The organism is Oleiagrimonas sp., assembly GCF_027858935.1.
In the GTDB taxonomy this organism is placed as follows: domain Bacteria; phylum Pseudomonadota; class Gammaproteobacteria; order Xanthomonadales; family Rhodanobacteraceae; genus Oleiagrimonas.
The window spans coordinates 1-5,893 of record NZ_JAQIBU010000145.1; the positions used below are offsets into that span (position 1 = coordinate 1).

At 62.3% G+C, this 5,893-nt stretch carries 5 protein-coding genes and 1 pseudogene; 4 read left to right on the plus strand and 2 right to left on the minus strand.

Going from position 1 to position 5,893, the window contains the following annotated elements:
* From PF446_RS05375 to PF446_RS05385, 3 genes are all read left to right on the plus strand, one after another.
* Positions 1–774, plus strand: a 774-nt coding sequence (locus tag PF446_RS05375; RefSeq protein WP_298070220.1) for a glycosyl hydrolase family 65 protein, incomplete at its 5' end; no start/stop codon positions are given.
* A gap of 44 nt (positions 775–818) precedes the next feature.
* Positions 819–2,069 (plus strand): MFS transporter, encoded by a 1,251-nt coding sequence (locus tag PF446_RS05380; protein WP_298070221.1) that lies wholly within the window; start codon positions 819–821, stop codon positions 2,067–2,069.
* Positions 2,070–2,223: 154 nt separating this feature from the next.
* Positions 2,224–3,609: a sigma-54 dependent transcriptional regulator gene (locus PF446_RS05385; RefSeq protein ID WP_298070222.1), complete on the plus strand. Its 1,386-nt coding sequence runs from the start codon at positions 2,224–2,226 to the stop codon at positions 3,607–3,609.
* A 105-nt stretch (positions 3,610–3,714) separates the two neighbouring features.
* Here PF446_RS05385 and ssb read toward each other — a convergent pair whose 3' ends face one another.
* Together ssb and PF446_RS05395 are read right to left on the minus strand one after the other, a co-directional pair.
* Positions 3,715–4,194 carry a single-stranded DNA-binding protein gene (gene ssb / locus PF446_RS05390; protein WP_298070223.1) on the minus strand — a complete coding sequence of 160 codons (480 nt, stop codon included), beginning with the start codon at positions 4,192–4,194 and terminating at the stop codon, positions 3,715–3,717.
* A gap of 122 nt (positions 4,195–4,316) precedes the next feature.
* A complete protein-coding gene (locus PF446_RS05395; protein ID WP_298070224.1) occupies positions 4,317–5,525 on the minus strand; it encodes an MFS transporter in 1,209 nt (402 codons plus the stop codon).
* A 129-nt stretch (positions 5,526–5,654) separates the two neighbouring features.
* Here PF446_RS05395 and PF446_RS05400 point away from each other — a divergent pair.
* A pseudogene (locus PF446_RS05400) lies at positions 5,655–5,893 on the plus strand (octaprenyl-diphosphate synthase); the annotation flags it as partial.

The window sequence follows — 5,893 nt, forward strand, 5'->3', positions numbered from 1 at the left end:
TGGAACAAGTCTGCCGGCCGCTACGAAATCCTGCACGTGACCTCGCCCGACGAGGCCTATGATGACGTCCCCAATGATGCCTTCACCAATGCCACCGCCGCCAAGGCCTTGCGCATTGCTGTCCGCGCCGCGCACGTCGTCGGTGCGAAACCCGATCGGCGCTGGCACTCGATCGCATCAAAGATGTACATCCCCTTCGATGCATCCGCCAACCGGCACCGCGATTTTGATCCATCCGTGCCGCACGACAAGGTCACCTGGATGGGCTCGTCACTGGCCTGGCTGATGTATCCGGACCTTGATCTGCCGATGAAGCCGGCGGTCCGCCGCAATGACTTCGCCTACCAGCTCAAGCAGTTGCGGGTGCACGGCGACGATCCCAACGAAATGATGATGTCGATGCTGGCCGTGGGCGCCGCCGAGATGGGCGATCCGGCACGTGCCGGCCACTGGATCGGCCGCAACCTGGTCGGTTTCCTGAAACCACCGTTCAACGTACGCACCGAAACCCGTGCCAACAACACCGGCTACATCCTGGCCACCTCGGCCGGCTTCCTGCAAAGCCTGGAATACGGCCTGACCGGGCTGCGCCTGGAACACGGCGGCCTGGTCCGCGCCTATCCCCCGGTGTTGCCGCCAGGCTGGACCTCGCTGACGCTGCGCCATATCGCCTATCGCGGACGGCGCTACGACATCCGCGTAAGCCGAGACGACCATGGCAAGACACACCTGACCCGTACCCCCGTATCGTCCGAACCAGCACCCACCCACTGAACGGGCCATCCCGCGCCCAGCCCTCTCCTGATCATGGCCCGAACATGAAACCGACCTCGACTTCACGCTACCTGATCTTTTTCTCCCTGGGTTTGAGCTACATGGTCTACGCCGTGCTGCTCAACAGCGTTGGCACGGTGATCCTGCAATCGATCCTGAGTTTCTCCATCAGCAAGGAGAGCGGCAGCGTACTGGAAGCTTTCAAGGATCTGTCGATCGCCGGCGTTTCTTTTGTCACCGCTTCCTACCTGCCCAAACTGGGCTACCGACGGGCCATGATACTGGGACACAGTCTGGTCGCCGTGGCCTGTGTGGCCATGGCGCTGCACCCGGTCTTTGGCATGACCGAGCTTATCTTCGCGGTATTCGGCAGCACTTTCGCCCTGGTCAAAGTGGCGGTGTACTCGTCGATTGGCCTGCTGATGCCTAACCGCCAGCGTCATGCAAGCATGATGAACATCCTCGAGGGTCTGTTCATGATCGGCATGCTTGGCGGTTACTGGTTGTTCGGCGCCTTCATTGATCACGCCCATCCGGGAGACCTGGCCTGGACTCATGTGTACTGGGTGCTGGCCGTGGTCAGCCTGGTGGTGGTGGTGCTGCTCGCCTTCTCGAGCCTTGACGAGTCGGCCGCCCATGGTGACGAGGCCGGCCGGCCGGCGGCCTTCATGGACATGTTGCGGCTGATGGTCAGGCCCATGATCTATACCTTCATCGCGCTGATTTTCCTCTATGAGCTGATCGAACAGGGCGTCGGAACCTGGCTGCCCACGTTCAACAGCGAAATCCTGAAGCTGCCTGCGGCCATGAGCGTGCAGGCAGCCAGCATCTATGCAGGTTCGCTTGCGGTCGGCCGCCTGAGCGCAGGCCTGCTGCTAAGGCACATCCACTGGTACAAGCTGCTCAATTTCTGTCTTGCCGGCATGGCCGTTCTGGTCGTAGTCACCCTGCCGCTGGCGGCCCATGTGCCGCACCGTCCTGACGTGACCTGGCTGAATGCGCCACTGGTGACCTACATTTTCCCGTTGATCGGCCTGTTGATGGCGCCGATCTACCCGGTGGTCAACTCGGTCATGCTCAGTGCCCTGCCCAAGGATCGCCATGCCGGGATGACCGGCCTGATCGTGGTGTTCTCGGCACTGGGCGGCACGCTGGGTTCGTTCATCACCGGCACCGTGTTCCGGCTGTTCAACGGCGAAACCGCTTTCTACCTGACCCTGGTGCCGATGGCGCTGATCCTGGTCGCGTTGTTCGTGTTCCGCCGGGAAACCCGGCTGGTCCCCGCGCAAGGTTGAAGTCGGACGTCGTTCTTTTTGGACCGGAACGCTGCACTGCGCTTCAGCCCGGGGCGTACGGAGAGGATCCGGGGCATGGAATGCATTGCACTGCCTTTGCCGAGGCTGGATACTGTACCTATGCTTGCTTCCCGCCCCCTGCCACGCAGATGCCATGACTAAACAGAGCGTCCTGGTTGTCGACGACGAACGCGACATCCGTGAATTGCTGACCATTACCCTCGGACGCATGGACCTTGAGGTGGATGCGGCGAGCAATGTCTCCGAAGCCACCCAGCTGCTCGGCGAGAACACCTACGACCTGTGCTTTACCGATATGCGCCTGCCGGATGGCTCCGGGCAGGACCTGATCGAGCTGATTTCAGAAAAGTATCCCGACATGCCTGTAGCCATGATCACGGCCTATGGCAATGTCGATGCTGCGGTGAATGCACTCAAGGCCGGTGCGTTCGATTTTGTATCCAAGCCCGTCGACATCAAGGTTTTGCGCAATCTGGTGCAGACAGCACTCAAGCTCTCGGAGGAACGTCGCTCCGGTGGCGAAACAACCACCATCAGTGGGCGACTGATCGGCTCCTCCGCGGCCATGGACCAGGTCCGGAACACCATCACCAAACTGGCGCGCAGCCAGGCCCCGGTGTACATCAGTGGCGAATCCGGTACTGGCAAGGAGCTGGCCGCGCGCTTGATCCATGATCAGGGTCCTCGCGCAGGCGCCTCGTTCGTGCCCGTCAACTGTGGCGCGATCCCGTCCGAGCTGATGGAGAGCGAGTTCTTCGGCCACAAGAAAGGCAGCTTCACCGGCGCGCACGCCGACAAGGAGGGCCTGTTCCAGAGCGCCCATGGCGGCACACTGTTCCTGGACGAAGTGGCGGAGCTCCCGCTGCACATGCAGGTCAAGCTGCTGCGCGTGATCCAGGAAAAAGCCGTCCGCCCGATCGGCGGGCGCGGCGAAATCTCCGTGGATGTGCGCATCCTCTCCGCCACCCACAAGAATCTGGCGCATCTGGTTGAGCAGGGCCATTTCCGGCAGGACCTGTTCTATCGCATCAACGTGATCGAACTGCAGATTCCTCCGCTTCGTGACCGCGATGATGACGTGCGCGAACTGACCGGGGTCATACTTTCACGCTTGGCCGCAGACACTGGCGAGCCGAAGGGCAAGCTGACCGAGGCGGCGATTGGGGCTCTGCGCAACTACAGCTTTCCAGGTAACGTGCGCGAACTGGAAAACATCCTCGAACGCGCCCTGGCCATGTGCGAAGGCAATGACATCGAGCCCGATGACCTGATGCTTCCGGCACATGCCCCGCGTCCACAGTCCCCATCGCGTATCGAGGTGGAGCGTACGACCGAGGACGTACCCCTGCCTCCGCACAAGAGCGATCAACCGCTGGATGACTACATCTCCAACCTCGAGCGCGAAGCCATCATGAAGGCGCTCGAAGAGACGCGTTACAACAAGACCGCCGCCGCACGCAAACTGGGCATCACCTTCCGCGCGCTGCGCTACAAGCTGAAAAAGCTGGATATCGACTGACCTCTGCACCAAGTTGACGCAAGCACGCCCTTGCGGACGTAACGCATGAAAAAAGCCGGAGCGAATCGTGCCCCGACTTTTGTTTTTCCGCACTGTGCCAACGTTTCAGAATGGCACGTCATCGTCTACGAAATCGCCACCCTGCTGCGCCGCCGGTGCAGGCGCCGCCTGCGAAGACTGGTCGTATCCGCCGCCGGAACGCTGCTGGCCAGCACGCGGACGTCCACCGCCACCGCCGCCGCCCATCTCGCCACCGCCAAGCATTTGCATCTCGTTGGCAATGATTTCGGTCGAGTAGCGTTCGACGCCATCCTTTCCGGTGTACTTGTCGGTCCGCAGCGATCCCTCGATATACACCTGGCGACCCTTCTTGAGGTACTCGCCGGCGATCTCGGCCAGGCGACCGAACATCTTCACGCGATGCCATTCGGTGCGTTCCTGTTTCTCGCCGGATTGCTTGTCGGTCCACTGTTCGCTGGTCGCTACGCTGAGCGAGGTGATGGGGGTCCCACTGGTGGTGTAGCGCGTTTCCGGGTCCGCACCAAGATTGCCGACCACGATGACCTTGTTGATGCCGCGTGCCATGGATATATCCTCAAAATACGCTGCGTGCAGAAAGACGGAAGATGCTAGCACAGCCACGCGAGCGCACCATCAGTGATGATCCCGTTGCCATGTAGTCCTCCACGGACAAGCCGCTCGCAGACTCAGGCCGAAGCCGACTCGGCCTGTCCTTGCACACCGGGCAGGGCCACGTGCCGCATGCCCCAGCCAACCAGCGGAATCCAGAACACGGCCAGGGCAGCGGCGATCAGGAACACACTGGCGGTGCCCAGTTGCCCCATGCCGATCCCGCCCATCATGCCGCCGACGAAGGCCCCCAGGAACTGGCAGGTCGCATAGGCACCGAGAGCCGCACCACGCATGTGGTCGGGCGCCAGGCGCGAGACCAGGCTGGGCAATGTGGCCTCGAGCAGGTTGAAACAGCTGAAGAACAGACAGGCCGCGGCCCAGAGGAAGAAGGCCCCATAGCCGATGGCGGCGAAGCCGCACAGCGACACGCCCAATCCGATGGCGCAAACCAGGATCAGCTTCATGCTTCCAGAAACTGTACGCACCCGGCGAAGCACACCTCCCATGACCACCACCGAAACCAGCATCACCGGTAGGTAAAGCTCCCACTGGTGGTTGAGCGCGATACCGCTGACGTGCAGCATCACCAGTGGCAGCACCACGAAGCTTGCCGTGAGCATGGTGTGCATGACGAACACCGATGCATTGAGCACCAGCAGCCTGGGCTGCACCACCATGTGCCGCACATCCGTCCAGCTCGCCGCCGCCGGTGCCCTTCGTGCGCTGGGCCTGGGCACAACGGCCCACAGCAGCACGATGGCGCCTGCGGCCAGTACCGCAGTCACGCTGAACAAGGCTTCAAGCCCGCCCATGGCCGCCAGTGGCGCACTGAGGATGATCGCCAGCACGAAGGCCAGGCCCACGCTCACGCCGATGATGCCCATGACCTTGCTGCGGTTCTCCGGATGCGAAAGATCCGCAGCCAGTGCCTGGCTGGCACCGGAAACGGCGCCTACGCCCTGAAGCGCGCGACCGATGATGATGCCGGTGATGTTGTGCGAAAGCGCCGCCAGGATGCTGCCTGCGACGAATACCAGCAGGCCCAGGGTGATGGTGACCCGACGGCCAATACGGTCCGAGAGCATGCCCATGGGCACCTGCAGCAGCGCCTGGCCGATCCCGTAGATGCCGATGGCCAGACCCACCAGAAGCGGTGTGGCTCCCGGAAGATGCCGCGCATAGGCGGCAAAAACGGGCAGGATGAGGAACAGGCCGAACATGCGCAGCCCAACCACGCTGGCCAGTGCTGACGCGCTGCGAATTTCCGGTTTGCTTAGCTTCACCGTGTGCACTTCCTCAAGCTGAAATCGAGGTCCATTATAGGCATCTGGGATATACCCCCGTCACGACACACCGTCGCACCCTATAATTGGCACTCCCCCGAAGACCAAGGTTGCTCGCTGCCCATGTCCATGTCCGCCGACGCCAGCCCGCGCTCCGTCGACTTCGCCTCGGTCCGCGATCTGGCCGCGCCCGAGATGGCTGCAGTCGATGCGCTGATTCGCGAACGCCTGAGCTCCGACGTGGTGCTGATCAATCAGGTGGCCGAGCACATCATCGGCAGTGGCGGCAAGCGATTGCGTCCGATGCTGCATACCCTGGCCGCCCGCGCCGGCGGCTATGCCGGCGCGGAACACATCAAGCTGGCCGC